Here is a 25,664-nt window from a genome sequence, read left to right as displayed (position 1 = left end):
TGGCTATACTAAGCCGCTACTTTACAAACTGGGTTCGCATGACTGCTTTTTCATTTTCCGATGCTCTCCTCACATGGTTCGATCAACACGGACGCCATGACCTGCCGTGGCAAGTCGCCGATGATCCTTATGCGGTGTGGGTGTCTGAAATCATGCTGCAACAAACTCAGGTCAAAACCGTATTGCAATATTTTGAGCGTTTTTTGCAGCGCTTTCCGACAGTGCAAGATTTAGGACGCGCAACTTGGGATGAAGTTGCACCATATTGGGCAGGTTTAGGCTATTACGCCCGCGCCCGTAACTTGCACAAAGCAGCAGCCATTGTGGCTCAACAAGGATATTTTCCAAACACACTAGAACAGTGGATGGCTTTGCCGGGCATTGGTCGCTCTACGGGCGGTGCCATGATGTCGCTGGGTTTACGCCAATACGGCGTGATTATGGATGGCAACGTCAAACGGGTGTTGGCACGTTTTTTTGCTATTGAAGACGATTTATCTAAACCTGTGCATGAACGTGCCATGTGGCAACTGGCAGAACAACTCTGCCCCGAAGTGCGTAATCACGACTATACACAAGCTATTATGGATTTGGGTGCCACCATTTGTACCCCAAAAAAACCACTGTGCTTATATTGCCCGATGCAACAACACTGCAAAGCACATCAACAAGGTTTAGAACAGGAATTGCCCTTTAAAAAACCAAAAAAAGCTGTGCCTGTTAAAGCTGCACACGTCTTGGTGCTGCAATGTGCTGATCAATGGTTGTGGCAACAACGTCCCAATACAGGACTTTGGGGTGGACTCTGGTGTTTGCCTGTCATTGAAGATGCACAAGCTTTTGAACAACTGTGTCAACGCTTGCACCTTAAACACGTAAAGCAACGTGCACAGATTTCGCATAGCTTTACCCATTTCACTTGGCAGCTTGAAGCTGTTTGTTTTCAGATCGATGCTGATTTACAAGAACACTTGGCAATTGAACTGAATGGAGAGTGGCATAGTCCGCAACACGCCAGCGATTTAGGCATTCCAACCGCCATGAAAAAATTGATCTCAGCAATCAATCTGTGACATAGTCAAGCATCGTGATGAATGAAAATTTTGCTTTCACTGCCATTACAAGGATGTCTTATGTTTCGATGGATTGCTGTTTTAAGCCTGTCACTCTTCACTTTATTGATTGCGGCCTGTAGTTCTACACCGAAACGTCCCAGTTCCCCACTCCCGCCTGCCTTGGTGCAAAAACTCAATCAAATGAGTTTAAAAAACCGCTTACCCATTCCTGTACAGGGCATTAAAGCGCATCAATTGAATGACACTTGGGGCGCATCTCGTAGTCGCGGACGTTTACATGAAGGCATCGACATCATTGCTCCGAAAGGCAGCAAAGTGTATAGCGCCACAGAAGGTTTAATTGCAGACTTACGCGATAATCGCTTAGGTGGTAAAGTAATTTGGATATTAGGGCCTGCAGGCACTTGGCATTATTATGCACACTTAGATGGACACAAACGCGGTTTAAACGTGGGCGATTATGTCAAGGCAGGAACGCATATTGGCTATGTCGGCAATACAGGCAACGCCCAACACACTGCTGCACATTTGCATTACGGACTTTATTTAAATGGTAAAGGACGCGGCGCGGTCAACCCTTATCCTTATTTACGTTAATTTTGTTAGGAACATTTCATGTCTGATGCCTTGATAAATCGATTGGTGGAATTTGCAGAATCTGGCAATCAACAAAAAATTGTATTGGCCGGACAAGTCCATCAAGGCTGGGTCATGGAAATTACTGAAGATGCCCTGCTCATCAGCACAGGTTATTCAGATAAAGTCGGTAAAGACAACTGGATTTCCTTTCACGATCTGCAACAGGCAGAACTATATTATTGGGATAACCAACATGACCAATGGGCAACTTTTCAGCTTTAAGTCCGTCCCATTCACATCTATTCATCTATCTATTCAACAAGGAGCATGACCCATGACGATACAACGCTGTGGCTGGTGTTCCGATGATCCGCTCTATATTGCCTATCATGATTTAGAGTGGGGACGAGCTGTATTTACCGAAGCGCATTTATTTGAAATGCTGTGTTTAGAAGGACAGCAAGCGGGCTTGTCTTGGATTACTGTATTAAAAAAACGTGAAGCGTATCGTCAGCATTTTTTCCAATACAGCATTGCTGAAATTGCAGCCCTCAGTGATGACGATATCGCACTTAAATTACAAGATGCTGGATTGATTCGACATCGAGGTAAATTACAAGCGATTCGTGACAACGCACGGGCATGGCAGAAACTAAAAGACGCCGATATAAACGTCGTGACTTGGCTTTGGGATTTTGTCGCTCAACAACCTTTTAGGAATGATGTGCCTGACTATCGTCTTGCACCTGCACAAACCGACGCCAGTGTTGCCATGTCGAAAGCCCTAAAGAAAAATGGTTTTAAATTTGTAGGCCCGACCACCTGCTATGCTTTTATGCAAGCTGTAGGCATGGTCGATGATCATGAAAATCACTGTCACTTTAAAACAACATCTTAAAGCAACATCCAAGCTTTAGTATTCAAAACTGCTCAACCCATAATAGCAAGATCACCAATCAATACAGTCAGCCTTATGACAAGGACGGTGCAATATGAGTAATACCATTCGAGCCTATGCCGCAATGCAGGCAGGTGAAGCCCTGCAAGCCTATCAATTTGATGCGGGTGAACTGCAGGCGCATCAGGTAGAAGTCAAAGTCGAATATTGTGGCTTATGCCATTCCGATCTTTCAGTCATTCAAAATGACTGGCATTCCTCAGTATATCCTGTGGTGGCAGGACATGAAATTATTGGCACAATTACTCAATTGGGCAGTGAAGCCAAAGGCTTAACCGTGGGGCAACGTGTAGGCATTGGCTGGACTGCAGACAGTTGCCAACACTGCGATGCCTGTATTGCAGGCGAACAAGTGCTGTGCAGCAATGGCACCACCGCAACCATTGTGGGACATGCAGGTGGTTTTGCCGATAAAGTCCGTGCAGGTTGGCAGTGGGTCATTCCATTACCCGATGAGGTCGATCCTGTCAGTGCAGGGCCTTTGCTCTGTGGTGGAATTACCGTATTTGATCCGATCTTGAAACATCAAATTCAGGCAGTACATCATGTTGCGGTGATTGGTATTGGTGGCTTGGGGCATATCGCCATCAAATTATTAAAAGCATGGGGCTGTGAAATTACGGCGTTCAGTTCCAATCCAGACAAAACCGCAGAATTACTGGCTATGGGTGCATACCATGTAGTGAACAGCCGTGATGCTGCTGCCCTTAAAACCCAGCGTGGCAAGTTTGACCTGATTTTAAGTACGGTAAACGTAAGCTTGGACTGGAATGCTTATTTAAGTACGCTTGCACCACATGGCACTATTCACATGCTAGGTGTAGCGCTAGAACCCATGCAAATTAAGGCGGGCAGCTTAATTGGCGGTGCAAAATCGGTTACTGGTTCATCGACAGGTTCGCCTGCAGCGCTGCGTCAATTACTACAATTTGCCGCACGCAAACAGATTGCCCCACAGGTGGAAGTTTTTCCGATGTCACAGATCAATCAGGCAATTGAACATTTGCATCAGGGCAAGGCACGCTATCGGGTGGTGTTAAAGGCCGACTTTGACTGATTTTTAAGATAAGTCATGTCCAATTTAACGGTCTTGCTCATCTCAGATGGGCAAGATTTATGTATAAAAAATGTTTTAGATATTCAGTCTGTTATAGAATAAACTGCGTAAGCAGCATATATTAAAAAGTTGATAAGCAGCATATATTAAAAAGTTGAATCGACACAGGCTGCAAAGCCACGTGCCAAACTAGAAAAGTCTGTGAAAAAGTCTGCTAAGATGAATGCTGCTTTTTTAACTATAAAATGAATTTGAGAAAACCTATGAGTAAAGCCTTACCCATCGCTGTTGCTGTAATTTTAGGCGGTGCTGCACTTGTTCCTGTTTATTATGCCTCTCAAAACCCAGCAGTGGCGACCTCTAAAGCGTCGGCAAATGCTTCTGCGGTTGAAAAAATCAGCTACGCTTTGGGTTATGAAGTGGCACATCAAACCCCACCAGAGCTAGACATCAACAGCTTTGTAACAGGTGTGCGTGAAGGTCATGCGCGTAAACAACCTGCCTACACCGAAGAAGAATTACAAAAAGCTTATGAGCAATTTCAGCAAGAGTTGCAACAAAAACAAGCCACTCAAGCGCAAGCTGCACAAACAGCCAGTGATTCATTCTTAACTGAAAATGGCAAAAAAGCAGGCGTACAAACCACAGCTTCAGGTTTGCAATATCAAGTGATTAAAGAAGGCACGGGTAAACAACCTACGGCAAGCTCTGTGGTCAAAGTGCACTACACGGGTAAACTGGTCGATGGCAAAGTATTTGACAGCTCAGTGCAACGTGGTGAGCCAATTGAATTCCCTCTGAATCAAGTCATTACCGGCTGGACTGAAGGTTTACAGCTGATGAAAGAAGGTGGTAAAGCTACGTTGTATATTCCATCAAAACTGGGCTACGGCGAACAAGGTGTACCCGGCATGATTCCTGCCAACAGCACTTTAATTTTTGATGTTGAACTGATTGAAGTGAAATAACAACATCACCCTTTCAGGAGAGCTTGGCTCTCCTGTATGGTCTTAGGACGTAAAGAATGAAAAAACACCTTGCCCTTGTGTGTATCGCACTGCTCAGCAATGGCAGTTTTGCCAAAACCGTAACTAATAAAAGTCCTGTTGCAGATCAGGTCGGTTATAGCTTTGGTTATTTAATGGGGCGCAGTAATGCGGAAACCTTAAAAGATATTGATATCGAAGCCTTTATTGCTGGCTTAGAAACGGCAACTCGAGACCAAACTGCTAGTTTAAGTGATGAAGAAATGGCACGCGTGCTGACTCAATTCAAAAAGCAGGCCGAAGCCAAACAACTGATGGAGCTTAAAAAAGTAGCCGATAGCAATGCCAAAATTGGAGAAGCCTTTTTAAACTMAAATGCCAAAAAAGCAGGTGTCCAAGTCACCAAATCTGGACTGCAATATCAAGTATTACAAGCGGGTTCGGGCAAATCCCCCAAAGCCACCTCTACCGTTAAAGTGCATTATGAAGGTCGTTTAATTGATGGTACGGTATTTGACAGCTCCATTGCTCGTGATCAGGCTGCTGAATTTCAGGTGAGTCAAGTCATTCAGGGCTGGACAGAAGGTTTACAACTAATGAAAGTCGGTGCCAAATACCGCTTCTTCATTCCTGCTGCATTGGCCTACGGTCAAATTGGCTCAGGTGATGCCATTGAGCCAAACAGTACACTTATTTTTGATGTGGAACTCTTAGAGATTTTAAAATAATCACCGCTCACACTTTTGATCAAGCGCTGAGAGAAAAATACCGCAATTTAAATTGCGGTATTTTTTTACTTTGATGTTTGGGATGCATTCAACAGCGATTTCTGTATTTATGGTTTTAAATGACGTGGTCTAAAACCTGTTGCCAATAAACCAATCGCATACGCCAGTACCCCTACCACACATAGTGCAGTCACTTCAGCGACACGCATCCACTGTGATACATCACCGTTATACCAAGTTAAGGCGTACCACAACGCAGCAATCATCACCGCATTGGCAACGGAAAATTGCAGAATAAGTTTTTTCCAGTGTGCACCAAAACGGAAAATCTTACGCTGATGCAAATAAAAATACAGCATGCCAGCATTGACCAAAGCCGAACCTGATGATGCCAATGCCAATGCCATGTGTTCTGCTTGCCAGTCAATCAGTTTAAAGAAGCCAATAAACACCACGTTTAAAATCGCATTGGCAGCCACAGCCATTAAACCCACRCGTACTGGCGTTTTGGTGTCTTGCTGTGCATAAAAACCTGGTGCAAAGACTTTAATTAGCATGAATGAAATCACCCCTGCACTCATACATTGCAAGGCCAAAGCGGTCATTTGCGTATCTTGGAAGGTAAACTGACCACGCTCAAACAAGGCTTGGATAATAGGCGTTGATAACATAAACAGTGCAATACTAGCAGGGACACCTACCAAAATAATCACTCGTGCAGCCCAGTCCATCATGCCGCGGAATTTATCCATATTCTGTTCTGCATGACGCGCAGACAGTGACGGTAAAATCACTGTACCAATCGCGACACCAATTAAGCCCAAAGGCAGCTCGGTCATACGTTCCGCACTATACAACCACGACACCGAACCATCCTGCATAAAAGATGCCCAAATGGTGTTGAGTAACAGGTTAATTTGCGTGACCGATACCCCAAACAAAGCAGGCAGCATCAGCTTCATAATCCGATCCACACCTTCGTGTTTAAAATCAACCTTGGGTGGAATCAGCAGTTTTTTACGCCACAATTCAGGAATTTGAATCGCAAGTTGCAAAGCCCCCGCAATAATCACCGCCCAACCCAGTGCCATAATTGGCTCTGCCATGTACGGTGTGAGCCATAACGCACCTGCTATCATCGCCACATTCAGCAATACAGGCGCAAAGGCAGGCGTGGTAAATGAGCCATAGCTATTCAAAATACTGCTGGCAAATGCCGTCAGCGACATAAACAACAAATAAGGAATGGTCAGGCGGAACATATCGGTGGCCAACGCAAATTTTTCAGGGTCGCTATGGAAACCTGGTGCGTAGATATACATCACCGCAGGCGCAGCCACCATGGCGGCAAAGGTTAGCCCTGTCATTACCGTCATTAAGCAGCCAAAAACCCGACTAATTAAAATTTGCACTTCGGCATGGGTGCGGCTGGTTTTATATTCGGTCAATACAGGAATAAAAGCCTGCGAAAATGCCCCTTCTGCAAACAATCGCCTGAAAAAGTTGGGGATTCGAAACGCCACCACAAAGGTATCGAAATCTTTACCTGCACCAAACACATTCAGCAACACCACATCACGGACTAATCCTAGCACCCGTGACAGCATGGTCATTGCACTGACAATAAAGGTCGATCGCCAAAGCGCCATCGTTACCACCCAATCAAAAATTTAGTCGCTATTGTAATCAAAGCATCAACAAAGTTTTGTTATTGATTGATCAATTTTTCCTGTGATGCCGAAGCTTTAAGTTGAGATAACTGTTCACGAAAATACGGCCAGTCAAAATACGGCCCCGGATCAGTTTTGCGTCCCGGTGCAATATCGGAATGTCCTGCAATATGCTGTTGAATACTCGGATAGGCCTGCTGCAAACTGTGTACCACCTGCACCAAACTCTGATATTGCGCTGTTTCAAAAGGCAAGTCATCACTGCCTTCTAACTCTATCCCAATTGAATAGTCATTACATTCAGGCTGTGCCAAATAACTAGAACGCCCCGCATGCCACGCCCGATATGCAAAATTAACAAATTGCAGTACCTCGCCTGTTCTTAAAATCAGCAAATGTGCCGAAACCTGCATGCCCTGAATAGTCTGAAAATAAGGATGCTGCGACCAATCCAATTGGTTCTGGAAAAATTGCTCAATATAACCGCCACCAAATTGTGACGGCGGCAAACTAATATTGTGAATGACCAGCAATTGAATCTCTTGGTCAGTCGGACGTGCGTTGAAATTCGGAGATGGGACTTGTCTTGCACCCAATAATTGACCCTCAACCACCTGAAACGACGGCACATGCTGCATAAGGCAATCCCCAAATCATTAGAATAGAAAACTAGAACAGAAATTTCAGTTTAATGCCAACACGTGACAATGAACATCTTAAATTGCACACGATCATGGCTAAAAAACACATCCAGACGCAGAACAGTGTTAATATAACGCGCAATTTTCATGGGCAAGATCGACACGGAAAATCTTATGAGCATCTCTCCAGCTTTGCTTGAACAATCCATCCGAATCAATATTCAGCAAGCCTTGCAAGAAGATATTGGCGATGGTGATATTACCGCATTATTGACCCCTGAAGATGAGCAGGCCACTGCTACGATTATTAGCCGTGAAGATATGATTTTGGCAGGTCAACCGTGGGTCAATGCCCTGATTCAAGCATATGATGCCAATGTGCAAGTCACGTGGTTAAAAAATGATGGGGACCGTGTTGCTGCCAATGAAGCCTTTTTGAAATTGGCAGGTTCTGCACGCAGCCTGTTAACCGTAGAACGCCCTGCGCTGAATTTTGTGCAAACCCTGTCTGCTGTTGCGACCAAAACCGCAGCCTATGTACAACAACTTGAAGGCTTAAACACTAAACTGCTAGATACCCGTAAAACCTTACCGGGTTTACGCATTGCACAAAAATATGCTGTCTCGGTCGGTGGTGGACAAAACCATCGTTTAGGTTTGTTTGATGCCTTTTTGATTAAAGAAAATCACATTATGGCAGCAGGTGGCATTACTCAAGCAATTGCCAAAGCACATGCAATTGCTCCGGGCAAACCTGTAGAAGTTGAAGTGGAAACTTGGGATGAACTGAATCAAGCCCTTGAAGCCAATGCTGATATTGTAATGTTGGATAACTTTAGCCAGCAACAAATGATTGAGGCGGTCAAGCATGTAGCAGGTCGTTGCAAACTTGAAGCGTCAGGCAACATCACCATTGAAAATTTACGTGAAGTGGCCAGCACAGGTGTAGATTATATTTCGATGGGTGTTTTAACCAAAGACGTCAAAGCTGTGGATTTATCAATGCGTTTTAATGCGTAAACGATTGCTTTTAAATTTAAGGGTGCAATCTGCGCCCTTAATTTTTTCCAAAAATTGATTTTGAGGAGGCCTATGAGCCTCCTTTTTTATGCCTCAATTTTGAATTTAATCATCGTTCTTGTCGTTGTCGTTGTCGTTGTCGTTGTCGTTGTCGTTGTCGTTGTCGTTGTCGTTGTCGTTGTCGTTGTCGTTGTCGTTGTCGTTGTCGTTGTCGTTGTCGGAAGCTTGACCGAGTACACTACGATTGTCTTCATTTTCACGTTCAGTACGTGAATCACATGCAGTTAAAAACAACATCATGGCAGACATTACAATAATCAGTAGCTTCATGCTTTCTTCCTCTTTTCATACAGTTTTCCATCTTAAAAGAACCCATCCTAAAATATTGTAGCTTTTTGCTTCACGCCTTCTATCCCAACCCACGCGTCATCCATAAAAAAACGCATCCGAAGATGCGTTTTGAACAGTGCTGCAATCTTAGAAAACTTGGCTTACCAGCCCAAAGCCTGCTGCTGTTTTTTCACCAATTCCTGAATGCCTTTTTCTGCCATTTCTAACATGGCATTGCACTGCTCGCGAGTAAACGGCTTGTCTTCAGCAGTCCCCTGAATTTCAATAAATTCACCTGCTTGGGTCATCACCACGTTTAAATCGGTCTGGCAATTGGAATCTTCTTCATAGCACAAATCCAATAACACTTGGTCTTGGTATATACCTACAGAAATTGCAGCCACTAAACCCTTTAATGGATCATGCTTAATTTTTTTCTTCTCTAGCAACACATTCATGGCATCAATCAATGCCACTGCTGCACCTGTAATGGCTGCCGTACGCGTACCACCATCGGCCTGAATCACATCGCAGTCAATAGTAATGGTGTTTTCGCCCAATTTTTTCAAATCGACCATAGCACGTAAGCTACGACCAATTAAGCGCTGAATTTCCTGTGTACGCCCGCTTTGTTTACCACGTGCCGCTTCACGGTCACTACGGGTATGCGTTGAACGTGGCAACATGCCATATTCTGCAGTTACCCAACCTTGTCCCTGCCCTTTTAAAAAACGAGGTACAGAGTTATCAATACTTGCAGTACACAAAACTTTGGTATGACCAAACTCTACCAACACTGAACCTTCAGCATAGCGAGTATAGTTACGGGTAATTTTTACCTCACGTAATTGATCTAAAGCTCGTTGGTCAATACGCATAATGTGTCCTATTTTTGACTCAAATAAATTGCCCGCAAGTATAACAGATGCCACCGCGCAGGTCGCTTATCCAAAGCTTGTCGTGTTCTGTTTCGGTAAATTTTAGCTGTATTTTATAAGGTAGCTTCATTCATCTTTTAGTATTATCCTGAAACACAGGTTTTTGTTAGACTGCGTGGCACTGGCAGAATCAGGAAATACAATGTCGATTCGGGAAGAACGAAAACAACAAAGTCGTCAGGCAATTTTTGATGCAGTGCTACACCTCAGCAGCGCAGGGCGTTCATTTAGTAGCATTAGCTTAAGAGAAATTTCACGACAGATTGGACTCGTGCCCACCGCGTTTTATCGGCATTTTCAAGATATGGATGAATTGGGGCTAGATTTGGTCGATCAAGTTGCCTTGCACATTAAAGGGATTTTAAATCAATTGGGTCAAGACTATTTGTACCAACCCAATGCACAGACCGAAACGGCACTGACCCTGTTTTTTAAATCGGTCGATCATCACCCACAACAATGGATTTTTTTAATTTCCGAACGCTGGGGCGGTTCCGCTGTTTTACGCCAAGCCATTGCCCGTGAAATTGATTTTTTAATTGAAGATTTAGCCAATGAATTACAACGGGTCGAAAGTTTACAACAGTTTCAGCATGCTGAAGACTTTCACATTCTGGCCAATATTTTAATTAATTTATTGTTAAATTGGGCAATGAGCTGGATTTGTTTAGAACGCCAATTTGAAGCCGAAAAACTACCAGAACAACAGCAGCGTTTTATTCAACAAACCATTACCCAAGTACATTTATTATTTCGCGGCGTTTATCACTGGCAACGTCCACAGCCTGTCACAGATTAAACATACAACAAGCTTTTAACCTGCATTAAAAAACCGCAATGACATTGCAATCATTGCGGTTTTTAGCGATGCGCTGCCAATTCGGCATCACATCATCTTGTTATTGCATCTACTTATTTCTTGGCTTTACGCTCTTGATCAACCAAGTAGTTCACCACCTGAATCACTTTACCGTTATCGCCCTGCACAATGTATTTACCATTCACCACTACCGCAGGCACACCCGTCAATTGGTACTGACGCGCCAATTGTTTAGCTTGTGAAATTTTAGAGGTGATCGCAAACGAGTTAAACATACTGTTAAATTTCGCTTCAGGTACACCATATTTCACAAAGAATTTAGCTTGTGATTGCTGGTCAAAAATTTGCTGACCTTTGTCATGGATGGCATGGAAAAGTGGCAAGTGAGTTTTCTTGCGCACACCCAAAGCTTCAGACACATAATAACCACGTGCATTCATTTCCCAAACAGGATTCATAGCCGCAGGGGTACGCACAAAATTCACATCTTTAGGTAACTGGCGTAACCATGTTTGCATATATGGTTCTAAAGTAAAGCAGTGACCACAGCCATACCAAAAGAACTCACGCACTTCAATTTTACCCGGTACATCGACCTTACCTGGGTTAGCGACAACGCTATAATCTTTACCTGCTACAAAATTTGCCGCCATAGTGCTACCAGAAATAGCAAAGATGGCAGTTGCCAAACTACCTAAAAGGAATTTTTTCATTGCGTTTATAATCCTCTAAATCATTCTGTTTAGTGTATGGCAACACTATAAATCAATTATGCCGATTTCGTTTTCCTTCTGTGAACTTTTTTACAGCTTTTATCGCTTTTTCTAGAATTAACGCTACACTAGGATTTATACATATTTTTACCATCATCACGATTAAATTGAGGTGACACCCATGTCGCATTTGAATGTTGATCCACAAGAAATTGCCAAATTTGAAGCATTTGCTGCCATATGGTGGGATCAGCATTCCGAGTTCCGCCCTCTGCACATGATTAATCCACTACGTTTAAACTGGATTGATGAACACGCAGGCGGCTTGGCAGGCAAAAAAGTACTGGATGTCGGCTGCGGTGGCGGTATTTTGGCTGAAAGTATGGCGCGTCGCGGTGCCAATGTGCTTGGAATCGATATGGGCGAGGCACCTTTAAACGTGGCACGTCTGCATGCAGAACAAGAAGGTGTACAAAATATTGAATATCGCCAAATTCCTGTTGAGCAACTGGCTAATGAGCAAGCTGGTCAATACGACGTGGTGACCTGTATGGAAATGTTAGAGCACGTACCCGACCCTGCCTCAATTATTCAAGCCTGCCAAAAGCTGGTCAAGCCAGGTGGTCATGTATTCTTCTCCACTATTAACCGCAATCCAAAATCCTACTTATTTGCCATTATTGGTGCAGAATACGTGCTGCGCATGCTGGCCAAAGGCACACACGATTATCATAAATTTATTAAACCATCTGAATTGGCACATGACATTCGCCAAGCAGGCTTAAAACTAAAAGATATGACGGGCTTACACTACAACCCGCTCACCAAGCGCTATTGGTTAGCACCAAATGTGGATGTGAACTACATGGTCTACACGGTCAACGAGGCAACAAAATGAAGGCGGTTTTATTTGACCTCGATGGTACCTTAATTGATACCGCTGCAGATTTTATTCGTATCATTCAAGATATGTGCCGCGACAAAGGCTCTGAAATAGTGGCAGCAGACGCCATTCGCACACAGGTATCTGAAGGTGCACGGGCAATGGTCAAACTGGTCTACCCAGAACTTGAGGTAGATGACCCTGTATTTCTGGCCCATCGACAGCGTTTTTTAGACCTGTACGGCGCAGATATTGCAGTCGAAACTGATCTGTTTGAAGGCATGTATCCCTTGCTTGAAGCGTTGGAACAACGTCAAATTCCGTGGGGCATTGTGACCAATAAACCGCGTTGGCTTAGCGAAGCGCTGCTCAAAGCACTGAATTTAACTGAACGCTGTGCCGTTTTGGTCTGCCCTGAAGATGTTAGCCGTACCAAACCAGACCCAGAACCTATGTATTTGGCGGCCAAACAGATTGAAATTGCCCCAGAACATTGTATTTATGTAGGCGACCATCCACGTGATATAGATGCTGGTCGTCATGCCAATATGTATACGATTTTAGCCGCTTACGGTTATTTACCGTTACAACACAAAGATGACTTAACAGCATGGCAAGCAGATTGTATAGTAGATTCAGTGACTGAATTACATACGGTTTTAAACAAAATGGTGTTACAGGTTAGTACGCAAAACAGCAGCACCAATACTTGAATCTATTCTGCAAAGCGATGACATGAAACTCAACCCATAAGCAATCAGAAATGAACAGGAGGGAGCCCATGAAATATTCAGAATATCAACCTCGTCCCGATCTTCTCAAAGATCGTATTATCCTCATTACAGGTGCGGGTGATGGTATTGGACGAGCGGCTGCCCTCAGTTATGCACTACACGGAGCAACCGTGGTACTGCATGGTCGTACTCTCAATAAACTTGAAGTCATTTATGACGAAATTGAAAGTTTAGGTGCACCGCAACCTGCAATTTTGCCACTACAGCTTTCGAGTGCTTCACCGCGAGATTATGAATTACTAGTCGATACCCTAGACAAACAATTTGGACGTTTGGATGGTATTTTGMATAATGCGGGCATTTTGGGTGAACGAACTGAGTTAGCGAATTACCCTGCCGATGTTTGGGATGATGTCATGGCCGTGAATTTACGTGCGCCATTTGTACTCACTCAGGAATTACTGCCGCTTTTGGCAAAATCGGAACATGCTTCAGTGGTGTTTGCCAGTTCAGGTGTAGGTCGTGAATCACGTGAACGCTGGGGTGCTTATTCGGTGTCTAAAATTGCAATTGAAGCAGTGAGTCAATTATTTGCCAAAGAAAACGTGCATCCGAATATTCGCTACAACTGCATTAACCCGGGCGCAACCCGCACGGCCATGCGCGCCAAAGCCTATCCAAATGAAGATCCAAAAACTTTACCTACACCCGATGCCATCATGCCGGCCTATTTATATTTAATGGGCGATGACAGTTTGCACATGAATGGTCAAAGTATTGATGCACAGGATTAGTCCTGTCATTTAATTCTAAGAAAGGAAGCATTTGCTTCCTTTTTTATGAACTTGACCTAGCATATTGCCAATTTTTGCACATTGATTTGCGATAAAATGGCATCACACAAGCATTTTCAGGTTTTTATGCTGCCTCTTTTTGACAGCACAAAGCCTGATTGCCATGCTTCCACATTTCAATTCAACCTCAACGATGCAGAGAGCAACATGACTGAATTAAACAACATCACCGTGACACCACTTGAAGATGGTATGGTGTCTTTATTCATTGATGGTCAGCCTATTTCTGAAAAATATGGCATGAAGTTTGAAGCCAGCATCGTAGATGACATTCAGACACTCGACAACGGTCAGAAAATCAAACTGTTTGATCAGTTTGTGTTTTCACATATCGATCTTAATTTTGAACATGCTTACTACTATGTTACAGGCATTGAGAAATTGGACGATGCCTACAAAGTGGTTAAAAACTTTGTTTATCGTATTAAAATTGAAGGGCAACCTGAAATTGAACACGTGATTACCAAACAAGGTACACCAATGAGTACTGAAGATGTGCGCGAATTTATCAATGCACATATTCAAAAATCACTGACCGACTACACCGACTTAAACTATGCCTATTAAGCAAAAATCACGGCAACAGCGGAAACAATCGTTTTATTGGATTGATTTTATAAAATTAAACGGTTTCATAAATTAACATGCATCACCTATGCTTGATGCATCTCCCCAACAAGCATTAGGTAAATTGTGATGACTGATATTCAACGTAAAACTGCCGTGATTCAAAGTATTGAAAGCTTACAATTAGGTCAGCATTTAATTGTGGCTTTGGATGATCGTGAAACAGCCGAAAGTATTGCCATCGCTGTGCAATCATTACAAGGCTTAACTGAACATTGGAACTAGAGCAGACCATAGCAGTACGCTGCTATGGTGATGCCTCATCCTTTCCTTAGCACAACGAAAAGCATCCTGCCCCTATTTTCTAAGCAATACATGCTGCAAATTTCGTATTTTGTCGCATAATAGAATCAATACGACGCTGCATCCTGCAGATGCGTATTTAAAAAATTCATGTGCTTTCTTCACAGTTTCTCTGCATTTAATAGCTAAAGTATGAACTGTGAAATAGAGATAAAAGATGAGGGGTTTACATGAAAAAGATTTTGACAGTTCTGGCAATGTCTTTCAGTGCTTTACTAAGCAGCAATTTTGCAACTGCCGCTCCTCAATTTGATCGAGACTCTGCTGACCATCCTCGTAACCAAGCACACAATAAACGTGAATTTCGTGGTGATTTTGAAGAGCGCATGCAAGACAAACGCCGCATGCGTGAAGAACGTGGTGTGAAACGTCTACAGCAACATAAATGGCAAACGGGTTATGTCATGCCGCAGCATTATCGTGGCAATGGTTATAAAGTCGATTATCAGGAACATAACTTGCCCCGCCCTGAACGCAAACAGCAATGGTACAAAATTAACCAAGACTACATTTTGGTCGATGTCGAAAATCACCATATTTTACGTATCGCAGGTTTATAGATCTACTCGCTACACAATAGCTAAATACATAGCCCAAAGACCTCTTTGGGCTTTTTTATAGGATAATGTCCTGCGTAGGCTCTCCTTGTTTTCTCCATAAAATTCACAATTCACCTCTATTTCCACCATCGTTTATCTTGAGTATTTGATTAATTTGGACACATCTACCCCATATTTAAAACTGAAGGTAAGTCGCATGAAAAAATTACTCAGCACCTTAGCACTGTCTTTAAGCGCAATCATGGCAACATCGGCTATGGCAGCACCCGACCATCGTTATGATGATCGTCGTCATCAAGCAAATGCTGGCTACAAACATCACGACAAGCATTGGGACAATCCACGTCATCCTACACAGTGGGAACAAAAGCGTTATGATCAAAAACGTGTAAATCCAAGTCGCGACTGGCGTGTAGGGCAAAACCTTCCACGTGGATATGACGCGAACCGCTACAAAGTCAGTGATCGTGAAGCACGTCGTTTACCTAACACAGGGCGCTTTCAGCAGTGGTATAAAGTCAACGGTGACTATGTCCTGATTAATGAACGTACCCAGCGTATTATTCGTATTATTGGCTAAAACCGTTCAGCCTGAGCTGAAAAATAGCATTTCTCCACAACACCTGAAGCACCATTCAGGTGTTTTTTTATATTTAGACTTCCGCTATAGAATTTTTTGATTAGAATCAAAGACAGCACCATCGACCATTACAGCAGGCCAACGAATGACTCCGACTGAAAATCCGCACAGCACAACCTTACAATATGTGCATTGGTTTAGACATTCTGCGCCTTATATCAATGCCCACCGCAATAAAATCTTTGTCATTATGTTCGATGGCGAAGCAGTTTTGCATGAAAACTTTCAGCACATTATTCATGATATTGCCCTGCTGCACTCGCTTGGTATTCGTCTAATTTTGGTACATGGTGCGCGTCCACAAATTAATCAAAACTTAGAATCCAGCCAAATTGATACACCGTTTCATTTGCAACGTCGTGTCACCACGCGTGAGTCTTTATCTTGTGTCATGAATGCTGTTGGTTCAATTCGCCTGCAAATTGAAGCTTTATTGTCGATGGGGCTAGCGAACTCCCCGATGTACGGCGCACGGATTGATGTGGTTTCGGGCAATTTTATTACCGCCAAACCGTATGGTATTCGTGATGGGGTCGATTATCAACTCACAGGCGAAGTCCGCACGGTAGATGCCGATGCTATTCAACGCCATTTAGAAAATCATAATATTGTGCTGCTCGGCCCGACAGGTTATTCCAGCACAGGTGAAGTATTTAACTTGTTAGCCGAAGAAGTGGCGACTAAAACTGCCATTCAATTAAAAGCCGACAAACTGATTTTTTTAGGCGCGCAGCACGGCTTACAAAATGCCGAAGGTCAATTGCAACGTGAAGTTCATCCTCAACATTTGAATCCCTATATTGAAGATGCTCAGCGACATCAGCCTGAATTGGCTTTGCATTTAAATGCAGCACAAGAAGCTTCACTCAACGGCGTACATCGGGTACACCTCATTTCTTATGCTTACGATGGGGCTTTACTCGAAGAACTGTTTACCCGCGATGGCTCAGGCACAATGGTGAGTGATGCACACTATGAAGAAGTCCGCATGGCCAATATTCAGGATGTAGGCGGTTTGATTCGTTTATTACGTCCTTTAGAAGAAGAAGGTGTATTGGTATATCGCTCACGTGAACGTCTGGAAAATGAAATTGGCCAATTTGCAGTGATTGAACGTGACGGCATGATTCTCGCCTGTGCCGCTCTGTATCCAATTCCGACCACAGGTCATGAACTCAAGTCGGCTGAAATCGCCTGTGTAGCTGTGCATCCTGCTTATCGYAAATCCAACCGTGGTCGCCAAATTCTGGATTATTTAGAAAATAAAGCCAAAGCCATGGGCATTCAGCAATTATTTATTTTAACCACCCGCACTGCACACTGGTTTTTAGAACAGGGTTTTGCACCTGCCAGTGTCGATGATTTGCCCGATGCACGTCAGGCTTTATATAACTATCAACGCAACTCAATTGTGTGTAAAAAACGGCTCTAAGTGAGATTTTTTGCACGTTAAATGATACAGCACAACCAAAACCCAAAGATGTTTCACGTGGAACATGCTTCCGATTAAATCAGGTCATCACACCCATACCTGTCAGCACGACGACAGTGTAGTGATGATCAAAATTGGCAATACTCACACCACTGTTTAGTTTTTTTAAATAAAATTGATACAAGGCAGAAGAAAACCTTACTTTTATCATTTATAAATAAAATCAAAAATCGCCCATCATTTAGTCAAAAAATATCAAGAAATAAACTCCGCCATCCTACTCACAATTTTCATGAATTGAAGAGCTAAACTACAGAATAAACTAAAAATATTTTACAAATACATCTTTAAAAGATGCACAAGCCTTATGATTTGCCGTACAATAAATAATTCCTTTTTTTCATTGTTTTAAAATTACGAATGGAACAAAAAAAGAGTACACAAAAACGCCATCAGCTTCTCAATGCCGCGCTCGACGTATTTTCTTTATACGGATTTAGTGGCGCGAGTTTGGACGAAATCGCACAAATTGCAGAGATGCATAAGTCGAATATTTTCTATTATTATGAAAACAAAGAAGCCTTATATGTTGAAGTGCTGACCACAGTACTGCAAAAATGGCTAGCACCTTTGCAAATGCTCGAAGCTGAACTCGAGCCTGATGAAGCTATCACCAATTATCTACTGCAAAAAATTGAGGTTTCACGTACTCAACCGAAAGCATCACGTCTATTCGCATTAGAAGTGATTCAAGGTGCACCACATATTCAGGAAATTTTAAAAGGTCCTCTGAAAAAACTGGTCAAACGCAAAGCCAAAGTCATTACCATGTGGCAAGAGCAAGGCAAACTGTCTAAACAGATTGATCCTGAATTGCTTATTTTGAATATTTGGGCGATTACTCAAAACTATGCCGACTTTGCAACGCAAATGGAAATGGTGACAGGTAAAACCCTACGCAACCGCAGCATGTTGCAACGTGTCTTGCAACATACGGTTCACATGATGCTCTACGGTATTATGCCGCGTCAGGACGAAGTGGATGCACCTCAAGATGCTGTGAACACTGCCGCACCTAAACAAGAATCAGAAGATTAATTGCGCAGCACTAACTAAGATATGCACTTTTACTCACGACCCTAGTTATGACTAGGGTCGTGGCGTTTTGGCAACGATATTATTTAAGACCCTGATACAAAGACAATAGTTTTTGCGCACCCAACAACAAGTTTTCTTCCCAATCTAAATGTGCTGAATCATTGGCACCATCGGTAATATATTTGACCGACAACATGCGTACCCCCAATTTTTTACAGACTTTGGCGATGGCATAGCCTTCCATATCGACCAGCTGACACGGTACTTTAGGTGTACCCGTTTCAAAGCTATCTCCCGTGCCACAAACACCACTCGGCAAATGCTCAAAATAGCGTTCCAAAGGAATTTCTGCAGGATGCTCCTGATCCATAGGCGTCACCCCCACCTGAAAACCCAACGGGGAAACATCCATATCACGCTGCACAAATTGGCAAACTTCTACCAAAGCATGTGCATTAAAAAATGAGCTGCCAGCCGTACCTAAATTCAATAAAGTTTTACAACCCGTTTTTTGAATCACTTCAAAGGCTTTAAACGCAGCATTGACCTTACCAATGCCACTATAATGCACCTCAATCCCTGCCTGCTCAAACAAACCCTGTGATTCACTGGGCAATGCCATAATTAAAGCGAAATCAGAATTCACCATTTTTTACTCATGCAGATCATTAAACTCGGCACATTAGAAAAGAAAATCTGACGCGGTGCAAATCCAGTTCACATTTACCACCAAATAGTCGGATTTTTCCTAATTTTCAGATAATTTTTCAGGTTAAAAACACAACAGCAAGACGAAAGCGCGAGAATATGGCAATATATAGCCCTTACAAATTTTCAACTTTCATCCGATCATGCAGCTGCTCCGCCTGAATGCTTTATCTTCTACCACTGACCTCGCCCAAACTGCCGTAACCATTGGCAATTTTGATGGTGTGCATGTCGGTCATCAGGCGATGATTCAACAGCTCAAAGCAGTGGCTGCAGCGCAACAGCTCAAAACCGTGGTGATGTTGTTTGAACCTCAACCACTGGAGTTTTTTAAAGGCTACGATGCACCACCACGCATCAGCTCTTTACGGGAAAAAGTCGAGTATTTGACCGAATTGGGTATCGACTACATTGCCGTGGCCAAATTTGACAATCATTTCCGCAGTTTAAGTGCCGAAGCCTTTGCAAAACTTTTAAAAGAGACCCTGAATGCCTCGCATTTGGTCTTGGGTGATGACTTCCATTTTGGAAAAAATCGCCAAGGCAATAGTGACTTTTTGCGCAACTATGGCTTTCAGGTTACCAATTTAAGCACAGTAAATTTATCGGGTGAACGGGTCAGCTCCACACGTATTCGCCAAACCCTACAAGCAGGTGACTTGGCACTCGCTGCCCAATTGCTCGGACGTCCTTATAGTATTACGGGGCGCGTACAATATGGCGATCAAATTGGTCGTACCCTAGATTTCCCCACCATTAACGTACGTTTAAACCGTTATAAACCTTGTTTGAACGGTATTTATGGTGTTGAAGTGGTCTGTGAAACCACTTCCTTAACCGACACAGTCAGCAATGCACATCCTAGCAAAACAGGTGTTGTAGGCTACAGCCCAAACAGTTTATTTGGTGCAGGGCATGTCGGAACGCGACCTGCCATCAAGCAAGAACATCCCGAATGGCGATTAGAAGTACATTTCCCCAATGTTTCTGCTAATCTGTATGGCTTATTAATGCGGGTCACATTTTTAAACTATTTACATGGCGAAAAAAATTACCCTTCGCTTGAAGCACTCAAAGCGGGAATTGATGATGATGTTGAAAAACTTCTTGAATTTCGACAAGATCATCCAAGTTTCCCTTTTTAATTTACCCTAAATATTTAATGTAAAACGCGTCAGTCCATGGGCTGATTCAACTGGAAGACAACTTGCATGAGCGATAAGCAAACTCCTGAAAATGCAGTGGATTATAAAGCCACGCTAAACCTCCCAGGTACTGAATTTGCAATGAAAGCAAATCTCGCAGTACGTGAAGCGAAATGGTTAGAAGAGTGGTATGCCGACAACATTTATCAGCAGATTCGTGCATCGCGTATTGGCAAGAAGAAATATGTGCTTCACGATGGCCCTCCATACGCCAATGGTCAAATCCACTTGGGTCACGCGGTCAATAAAGTCCTAAAAGACATCATCATTAAAAGCCGTGTCATGGATGGCTATGATGCCCCTTATGTTCCAGGTTGGGATTGTCACGGTTTACCAATTGAACTTAAAGTAGAAGAAAAAGTGGGTAAGGTGGGCGTTAAAGTCGATGCTTCGACTTTCCGTAAAGCCTGCCGCGAATATGCTTACACCCAAGTCGAATTACAGAAAAAAGACTTCGTGCGTATGGGCGTATTTGGTGATTGGGACAACCCTTACCTCACCATGAACTTCAAGCAAGAAGCCGACATCGTGCGTTCATTGGGTGCAATTGCCAAAGCAGGTCATATTGAACCAGGTCTTAAACCTGTAAACTGGTGTTTGGACTGTGGTTCTGCATTGGCAGAAGCCGAAGTTGAATATGAAGATAAAAAATCCGATGCAACTGATGTTGGTTTTGCTGTGGTCGATTTAGCCGATTTATCTGCACGTTTGGGTGTGCAAATCAATGATGCTACTGACATTGTGATTTGGACGACCACACCGTGGACTTTGCCTGCTAACCAAGCCGTTGCATTGCATGCCGAAATTGAATACCAATTGGTGAAAGCACGTGCCGATGACAAAGCACCACAAAACTTTATTTTGGCCAAAGAATTGGTACAGTCAGCGACTGAACGCTATGGTTTTAGCAGCTATGAAGTGTTGGCGGACTTTACAGGTGACAAACTCGAAAACCTGATCTTGCAACATCCACTGATTCAAGCACGTCAAGTGCCTGTGATTTTAGGTGAACACGTGACCGCAACAAGCGGTACAGGTGCAGTACATACCGCGCCTGGACATGGTGTGGACGACTATAAAGTTGGCCTACAATACAACCTAAAAGTTGACAATCCTGTTGGTGGCAATGGCGTATATTTACCTACTGCACCAATCTTTGCAGGCGAACACATCTACAAAGCCAATCCACAAATTATTGCGACTTTGGCAGAAAACAATAAGCTTTGGGCACATCACCCAATCAAACATAGCTRTCCACACTGCTGGCGCCATAAAACTCCAATTATTTTCCGTGCTACACCACAATGGTTTATCAGCATGGATGCCAAAGGTTTACGTCAAGGCGCACTCAATGCAATTGAAAATGAGATCAGCTTTGTACCAGATTGGGGTAAAAACCGTATCCAAGCGATGATTGAAGGTCGCCCAGATTGGTGTATTTCTCGTCAACGTACATGGGGTGTACCAATTCCATTCTTCGTGCATAAAGACACCAATGAATTGCACCCACGCACCCCTGAATTGATTGAAGAAGTTGCGAAACTGATCGAACAAGAAGGGATTGATGGTTGGTATAACCGTGAAGCTAAAGACTTCATTGGCGATGATGCCGAGCACTACAATGCAGTACGCGACACCTTAGACGTTTGGTTCGACTCAGGTACGACGCACTATGCGGTTCTACGTGAGCGTGAAGAGCTGCAAGACCCAGCCGATTTGTATCTTGAAGGTTCAGACCAACACCGTGGTTGGTTCCAATCTTCATTACTCACCTCGATTGCAATCAATGAACGCGCACCATACAAAGGCTTGTTAACCCACGGCTTTGTGGTCGATGAAAAAGGTCGCAAAATGTCGAAATCGTTGGGTAACATCATTACCCCACAAGACATTATTAAAGACATGGGTGCAGACGGTTTACGCTTCTGGATTGCATCGGCGGATTACCGCTATGAAATGACCGCAGGTAAGGAAATCTTTAGCCGTGCCTCTGACGGGTATCGTCGTATCCGTAACACCTTGCGTTTCTTGTTGGCCAACCTAAATGGCTTTAAACCGTCAACAGATGCGCTTCCTGTTGATCAATTGATTGCTTTAGATCAATACATCCTGCAACGTGCCGCAGAAGTACAGAAAACTATTCAGCAAGCCTATGAAGATATGAACTTCCATATCGTGACCAGCGCACTKACCAATTTCTGTATTAATGACTTGGGTGGTTTCTACCTCGACATCATCAAAGACCGTCAGTACACCACCAAAGCGGACTCGCAAGCACGTCATTCTGCACAAACTGCTTTGTATCACTTGGTTCAGGCTTTCGTTCGTTGGATGGCGCCAATCTTAAGCTTTACGGCACAAGAAGCATGGCCGCTCATCCCTGAGCAATCAGAAAAATACGTGTTCACTGCAGAGTGGTATGAGATTCCAGTGGCTTCTGAAGCCAATATCCTAGCAGAAGCGCAATGGCAAACTTTGATTGCTGTTAAATCTGCTGTCAATAAATTCATTGAAGCTGCACGTACCGCCAAAACTGTCGGTTCCAACCTGTCTGCCAAAGTTGAACTTTGGGCCAATGACGAACTCAAAGCCGTATTGGATAAACTAGGCGATGAGCTACGTTTTGTCCTGATTACCTCACAAGTGATTGTGAATGGCTTTGATGCTGCACAAGGCGAAGCCTCTGATTTAGATGGCTTTAACGTGAAAGTTTCTGCAGCAGATGGCGAAAAATGCGTACGATGCTGGCATGTACTCCCTGATGTGAATACACATTCTGCACATCCAGGTTTGTGCTCACGTTGTATTATCAATCTACCAACAGGTCAAGGCGAAGAGAGAAAATATGCCTAATCCACAACACAAAAAGGGCTTATTCCAGTTCTATCTACATAATTTATGGTGGGTGGGCTTGTCTATTGTTGCGATTATTCTCGATCAATGGACCAAATGGATTGCAGTATCGTATCTGAATTACGCAGATCCTGTGCCTGTATTGCCTTTTTTGAATTGGACTTTACTGCATAACTATGGCGCTGCCTTTAGTTTCTTGTCCGATGCAGGTGGATGGCAACGTTATTTCTTTACCTCACTAGCAGGTTTAGTGTCTGTAATTTTTGTATTTTGGCTAATGCGTATGCCAAAAAATGTAATTGTACTGCCTTTAGCGATTGCCTTAATTTTAGGCGGTGCGATTGGGAATTTAATTGATCGGGTCAGCCTTGGCTACGTGGTCGATTTTATTCACGTGTACTATAACAACAGCCACTTCCCTGCCTTTAATATTGCAGACAGTGCCATCACGCTTGGCACAATTCTGCTGTTAATTGATACGTTTTTCCTAGAAAAACACCGAATTGAACGAGCGCAGGCGCAACATGACTGAAATTATTAATCCAAATGATGAAACTCGTATTGAAGATGGCTCAAAAGTCGAGTTGCACTTTTCTGTCGCCATTGAAAATGGTGTAGAAATTGACAACACCCGTAGCCGCGCTGAACCTGTAAGTTTGGTTATGGGTGATGGCAGTTTGTTACCTGGTTTTGAAAAGTCATTATTTGGTTTGCGTGCAGGTGACCGCCGCACCGTGAGTCTTCCACCAGAAGATGCATTTGGTCCATGGAATCCTGAAAACATACAAACTTTTGATACGGTTAAATTTGAGCAACGTCCAGTTGAAGGACACATGATTGAGTTTGAAGATAAAGCCAAACAAAGCCTCTATGGCGTGGTGAAATCTGTAAATGATGATGTGACCGAAGTAGACTTTAACCACCCTTTAGCGGGTAAAAATATTACCTTTGAAGTGGAAATCTTTAGAGTCACCCCTGCAGGACAACAAGGCATTAAATTGATGTAATCATTTGTATACTTGCTGAATCTTGCTGCTGTCCAAATCCCCCAAGTACAAGAAAATGAACTCGGGGGATTTTTATTGAAAAATATAATTATTAAATATAATCAACCACTTAAAATTAAATAAATCCAGTTTGTTGATCTTCGTTTTACCGATATATCGTTGTACGCTTTAGCTTACATGCACTGCAGAAAATTGACGCTAGGCAAAGTTAAGCTTTCATTTTATATTTAAGACATACAGAAACAGGATGTTTCTAAAAGCAAGAATAACAATAATAAATAATATAACGGCAGGACGCTGAAAGGTATAACAGGAGTAATACCTAAACATAAATCTGAAAAAGCCCTGACATGATGTTGGGGCTTTTTTCTATCTGTTTTTTGTCCCGTCCTGAAGTAAGTTTACACCTTTAAGAGGCTTACTTTATGGAACATGAAAGAGAACAAAGAGTTAAACGTACACAACGTGATTATAGCTTTGCCTTTAAAATGATGGTTCTACATGAAGTAGAAAAAGGGCAAATTACTTATAAACAAGCTCAGGTAAAATATGGTATTCAAGGAAGATCAACTGTGCTGGAATGGTCACGCAAGCACGGACAACAGGACTGGACTTCGGATATCTAAAGATCTTGGCTTATTTAGTATTTGAGAGAGTTTAACAATCTGCTGAAAAGGACTCATACCTTGTAATGTCTTAGACAAAACTTTGTTCGAAGAATAAATATTTAAGCGTTTTAAATCTGATAATAAGGTTTGTTGAATAATTTTTAATCCTTAAGGAATAAATTGAGGTAGCTTAACCAATCCATCAAGTTGAAATTGTTGGTCCAAATCAGCTAAATAAGAAGTATCCATATTCATTAAGTCCATTTAATGAACTCATTATTATAGCGATTATTTTAAAACAATAAAAAACACCCTCAACGCTAGTTGAGGGTGTTTTGAATAATGAGCTGGCGATGACTTACTCTCACATGGGTAACCCCACACTACCATCAGCGCGAAGAGGTTTCACTTCTGAGTTCGGGAAGGGATCAGGTGGTTCACTCTTGCTATTGTCGCCAGCACAACTGTTTATGGACTTGTTCGGGTCTTAGTTACTTTGCTTTTGCATGTAATGCCTTACTTGGTTCCAAATGAGTTATTAACAGGTTGGCTATTGGGTCTGAATTTTATTGTTTAGCCTTAACTAAATCAAGTTTTTGTTTGATCGTTAGATCAATATGAAATCGATTGATGCTT

At 42.9% G+C, this 25,664-nt stretch carries 28 protein-coding genes, 1 rRNA gene and 1 pseudogene; 23 read left to right on the top strand and 7 right to left on the bottom strand.

The window, feature by feature from the left end; all coding sequences use genetic code 11:
- Positions 1–38: 38 nt before the first annotated feature.
- From mutY to BJN41_RS13415, 7 genes are all read left to right on the top strand, one after another.
- Positions 39–1,073, top strand: a complete 1,035-nt coding sequence (mutY, locus tag BJN41_RS13445) for an A/G-specific adenine glycosylase (protein WP_019838053.1) — start codon at positions 39–41, stop codon at positions 1,071–1,073.
- 60 nt (positions 1,074–1,133) lie between these two features.
- Positions 1,134–1,673, top strand: a complete 540-nt coding sequence (locus BJN41_RS13440) for a M23 family metallopeptidase (RefSeq protein ID WP_026438228.1) — start codon at positions 1,134–1,136, stop codon at positions 1,671–1,673.
- Positions 1,674–1,691: 18 nt separating this feature from the next.
- Positions 1,692–1,937 carry a hypothetical protein gene (locus tag BJN41_RS13435; protein WP_019838051.1) on the top strand — a complete coding sequence of 82 codons (246 nt, stop codon included), beginning with the start codon at positions 1,692–1,694 and terminating at the stop codon, positions 1,935–1,937.
- 52 nt (positions 1,938–1,989) lie between these two features.
- Positions 1,990–2,553 (top strand): DNA-3-methyladenine glycosylase I, encoded by a 564-nt coding sequence (locus BJN41_RS13430; RefSeq protein WP_019838050.1) that lies wholly within the window; start codon positions 1,990–1,992, stop codon positions 2,551–2,553.
- 94 nt (positions 2,554–2,647) lie between these two features.
- Positions 2,648–3,670, top strand: a complete 1,023-nt coding sequence (ahr, locus tag BJN41_RS13425) for an NADPH-dependent aldehyde reductase Ahr (protein ID WP_019838049.1) — start codon at positions 2,648–2,650, stop codon at positions 3,668–3,670.
- 263 nt (positions 3,671–3,933) lie between these two features.
- Positions 3,934–4,638, top strand: a complete 705-nt coding sequence (locus BJN41_RS13420) for an FKBP-type peptidyl-prolyl cis-trans isomerase (protein ID WP_019838048.1) — start codon at positions 3,934–3,936, stop codon at positions 4,636–4,638.
- A gap of 56 nt (positions 4,639–4,694) precedes the next feature.
- Entirely contained in the window at positions 4,695–5,384 is a 690-nt protein-coding gene (locus BJN41_RS13415; RefSeq protein ID WP_070155791.1) for an FKBP-type peptidyl-prolyl cis-trans isomerase, read from the top strand.
- A 107-nt stretch (positions 5,385–5,491) separates the two neighbouring features.
- On the opposite strand, the gene murJ is transcribed toward BJN41_RS13415, so the two are convergent.
- Positions 5,492–7,042 carry a murein biosynthesis integral membrane protein MurJ gene (gene murJ, locus BJN41_RS13410; RefSeq protein WP_171257446.1) on the bottom strand — a complete coding sequence of 517 codons (1,551 nt, stop codon included), beginning with the start codon at positions 7,040–7,042 and terminating at the stop codon, positions 5,492–5,494.
- A gap of 50 nt (positions 7,043–7,092) precedes the next feature.
- The gene (gene ampD / locus BJN41_RS13405; RefSeq protein WP_070155787.1) at positions 7,093–7,692 is read right to left on the bottom strand and encodes a 1,6-anhydro-N-acetylmuramyl-L-alanine amidase AmpD; all 600 of its coding nucleotides are present in this window, start codon (positions 7,690–7,692) and stop codon (positions 7,093–7,095) included.
- Positions 7,693–7,869: 177 nt separating this feature from the next.
- On the opposite strand from ampD, the gene nadC reads away from it, so the two are divergent.
- Positions 7,870–8,715: a carboxylating nicotinate-nucleotide diphosphorylase gene (gene nadC / locus BJN41_RS13400; protein WP_070155786.1), complete on the top strand. Its 846-nt coding sequence runs from the start codon at positions 7,870–7,872 to the stop codon at positions 8,713–8,715.
- Between the two features lie 105 nt (positions 8,716–8,820).
- On the opposite strand, the gene BJN41_RS15570 is transcribed toward nadC, so the two are convergent.
- Together BJN41_RS15570 and rph are read right to left on the bottom strand one after the other, a co-directional pair.
- On the bottom strand, positions 8,821–9,045 hold the full coding sequence (locus BJN41_RS15570; protein ID WP_070155785.1) for a hypothetical protein: 225 nt from the start codon (positions 9,043–9,045) through the stop codon (positions 8,821–8,823).
- A gap of 161 nt (positions 9,046–9,206) precedes the next feature.
- A complete protein-coding gene (gene rph, locus BJN41_RS13390; RefSeq protein ID WP_019837013.1) occupies positions 9,207–9,923 on the bottom strand; it encodes a ribonuclease PH in 717 nt (238 codons plus the stop codon).
- Between the two features lie 202 nt (positions 9,924–10,125).
- On the opposite strand from rph, the gene BJN41_RS13385 reads away from it, so the two are divergent.
- Complete coding sequence (locus BJN41_RS13385; RefSeq protein ID WP_070155784.1) at positions 10,126–10,782, top strand: TetR family transcriptional regulator; 657 nt, start codon at positions 10,126–10,128, stop codon at positions 10,780–10,782.
- Between the two features lie 113 nt (positions 10,783–10,895).
- Here the strand turns inward: BJN41_RS13385 and BJN41_RS13380 are convergent, their stop codons facing one another.
- Positions 10,896–11,516: a thiol:disulfide interchange protein DsbA/DsbL gene (locus BJN41_RS13380; protein WP_004974070.1), complete on the bottom strand. Its 621-nt coding sequence runs from the start codon at positions 11,514–11,516 to the stop codon at positions 10,896–10,898.
- Positions 11,517–11,697: 181 nt separating this feature from the next.
- Between BJN41_RS13380 and ubiG the strand changes: the two genes are divergently transcribed.
- The 9 genes from ubiG (at position 11,698) to BJN41_RS13340 (ending at position 18,647) form a co-directional block, all read left to right on the top strand.
- Complete coding sequence (ubiG, locus tag BJN41_RS13375; protein ID WP_070155782.1) at positions 11,698–12,414, top strand: bifunctional 2-polyprenyl-6-hydroxyphenol methylase/3-demethylubiquinol 3-O-methyltransferase UbiG; 717 nt, start codon at positions 11,698–11,700, stop codon at positions 12,412–12,414.
- Complete coding sequence (locus BJN41_RS13370) at positions 12,411–13,112, top strand: HAD family hydrolase (RefSeq protein WP_070155780.1); 702 nt, start codon at positions 12,411–12,413, stop codon at positions 13,110–13,112. Before ubiG ends, BJN41_RS13370 begins: the two co-directional genes overlap by 4 nt.
- A 68-nt stretch (positions 13,113–13,180) precedes the next feature.
- Positions 13,181–13,927, top strand: coding sequence for a YciK family oxidoreductase (locus BJN41_RS13365; RefSeq protein WP_070155778.1), 747 nt, complete (start codon positions 13,181–13,183; stop codon positions 13,925–13,927).
- Between the two features lie 207 nt (positions 13,928–14,134).
- Positions 14,135–14,554: a hypothetical protein gene (locus BJN41_RS13360; RefSeq protein ID WP_070155922.1), complete on the top strand. Its 420-nt coding sequence runs from the start codon at positions 14,135–14,137 to the stop codon at positions 14,552–14,554.
- Between the two features lie 129 nt (positions 14,555–14,683).
- The gene (locus BJN41_RS15655; RefSeq protein ID WP_167562410.1) at positions 14,684–14,839 is read left to right on the top strand and encodes a hypothetical protein; all 156 of its coding nucleotides are present in this window, start codon (positions 14,684–14,686) and stop codon (positions 14,837–14,839) included.
- Between the two features lie 248 nt (positions 14,840–15,087).
- Positions 15,088–15,477 (top strand): RcnB family protein, encoded by a 390-nt coding sequence (locus tag BJN41_RS13355; protein ID WP_070155776.1) that lies wholly within the window; start codon positions 15,088–15,090, stop codon positions 15,475–15,477.
- Between the two features lie 196 nt (positions 15,478–15,673).
- Positions 15,674–16,057, top strand: a complete 384-nt coding sequence (locus tag BJN41_RS13350) for an RcnB family protein (protein ID WP_070155774.1) — start codon at positions 15,674–15,676, stop codon at positions 16,055–16,057.
- A 145-nt stretch (positions 16,058–16,202) separates the two neighbouring features.
- Positions 16,203–17,549: an amino-acid N-acetyltransferase gene (argA, locus tag BJN41_RS13345; protein WP_070155772.1), complete on the top strand. Its 1,347-nt coding sequence runs from the start codon at positions 16,203–16,205 to the stop codon at positions 17,547–17,549.
- Positions 17,550–17,969: 420 nt separating this feature from the next.
- Positions 17,970–18,647 (top strand): TetR family transcriptional regulator C-terminal domain-containing protein, encoded by a 678-nt coding sequence (locus BJN41_RS13340; protein WP_070155770.1) that lies wholly within the window; start codon positions 17,970–17,972, stop codon positions 18,645–18,647.
- A 79-nt stretch (positions 18,648–18,726) separates the two neighbouring features.
- On the opposite strand, the gene BJN41_RS13335 is transcribed toward BJN41_RS13340, so the two are convergent.
- A complete protein-coding gene (locus BJN41_RS13335; protein ID WP_167562411.1) occupies positions 18,727–19,293 on the bottom strand; it encodes a 5'-methylthioadenosine/S-adenosylhomocysteine nucleosidase in 567 nt (188 codons plus the stop codon).
- A gap of 205 nt (positions 19,294–19,498) precedes the next feature.
- On the opposite strand from BJN41_RS13335, the gene ribF reads away from it, so the two are divergent.
- The 5 genes and pseudogenes from ribF to BJN41_RS13310 form a co-directional block, all read left to right on the top strand.
- On the top strand, positions 19,499–20,500 hold the full coding sequence (gene ribF, locus BJN41_RS13330; RefSeq protein WP_070155765.1) for a riboflavin biosynthesis protein RibF: 1,002 nt from the start codon (positions 19,499–19,501) through the stop codon (positions 20,498–20,500).
- Between the two features lie 66 nt (positions 20,501–20,566).
- Complete coding sequence (gene ileS, locus BJN41_RS13325; protein ID WP_070155764.1) at positions 20,567–23,413, top strand: isoleucine--tRNA ligase; 2,847 nt, start codon at positions 20,567–20,569, stop codon at positions 23,411–23,413.
- Positions 23,406–23,945 carry a signal peptidase II gene (gene lspA / locus BJN41_RS13320; RefSeq protein WP_019837027.1) on the top strand — a complete coding sequence of 180 codons (540 nt, stop codon included), beginning with the start codon at positions 23,406–23,408 and terminating at the stop codon, positions 23,943–23,945. The genes ileS and lspA overlap by 8 nt, the downstream gene beginning before the upstream one ends.
- Entirely contained in the window at positions 23,938–24,420 is a 483-nt protein-coding gene (locus tag BJN41_RS13315; protein WP_019837028.1) for an FKBP-type peptidyl-prolyl cis-trans isomerase, read from the top strand. The genes lspA and BJN41_RS13315 overlap by 8 nt, the downstream gene beginning before the upstream one ends.
- 425 nt (positions 24,421–24,845) lie before the next feature.
- Positions 24,846–25,043, top strand: a pseudogene (locus BJN41_RS13310) (IS3 family transposase); the annotation flags it as partial.
- 330 nt (positions 25,044–25,373) lie between these two features.
- Here BJN41_RS13310 and rrf read toward each other — a convergent pair.
- A 5S ribosomal RNA gene (gene rrf / locus BJN41_RS13305) occupies positions 25,374–25,488 on the bottom strand.
- Positions 25,489–25,664 lie beyond the last annotated feature (176 nt).

Origin of the sequence: Acinetobacter towneri, assembly GCF_001758345.1 — a bacterium.
Taxonomy (GTDB): domain Bacteria; phylum Pseudomonadota; class Gammaproteobacteria; order Pseudomonadales; family Moraxellaceae; genus Acinetobacter; species Acinetobacter towneri_A.
This window is presented reverse-complemented; position numbering and strand designations above follow the sequence as displayed.